This is a genomic window from Sulfobacillus harzensis (genome assembly GCF_012933365.1).
Lineage (GTDB): Bacteria > Bacillota > Sulfobacillia > Sulfobacillales > Sulfobacillaceae > Sulfobacillus_B > Sulfobacillus_B harzensis.
Map to the genome: position 1 here is coordinate 1 of NZ_JABBVZ010000338.1, position 514 is coordinate 514.

Here is a 514-nt window from a genome sequence, read left to right on the forward strand (position 1 = left end):
CATTCAGCTGACCGGGGTGCGCCACGATCAGCCGCCCCAATTGGTCTCGGTGACCTATCCATGGACGGTCCAGACCGCCGTGGCCGAGGACCGGCTGACGCGCTTGGTGGAGACGGCGAAACGGAACAGCCCCGTCTTTCAAACCCTGGCACTCGCGATCCCGGTATCCGGCACTGTGATGCGGACCGACGAAGCCGCGCCCATCTAAGGAGGTTATCCCTATGGCTCATATTCTGATCATCGGCGGCAGTGATGCCGGCATCAGCGCGGCACTGCGTGCCCGGGAGGTGGATCCCACCACCACCGTGACGATGCTGGTCGCGGATGCGTTTCCCAACTACAGCATTTGCGGTCTGCCCTTCTATCTCAGCGGCGAGGTGGCCGATTGGCACCAGCTCGCGCACCGCACGCTGGGCGACATTGAATCAGCGGGCATCCGGGTCCGGTTGAACACCCGGGCGCTCGCCATCGATCCGGCGTCACATACGGTGCGGGTGCAAACCGAGAGCCAAGC

2 protein-coding genes are annotated in these 514 nt (G+C 64.2%); both read left to right on the top strand.

What is annotated here, in order from left to right; genetic code table 11:
* Nucleotides 1–208, top strand: a 208-nt coding sequence (locus HIJ39_RS23390) for an OsmC family protein (RefSeq protein ID WP_420824595.1), incomplete at its 5' end; no start/stop codon positions are given.
* A 13-nt stretch (nucleotides 209–221) separates the two neighbouring features.
* Nucleotides 222–514 (top strand): FAD-dependent oxidoreductase (locus tag HIJ39_RS23395; protein ID WP_169103406.1); only part of this gene is annotated, 293 nt, incomplete at its 3' end.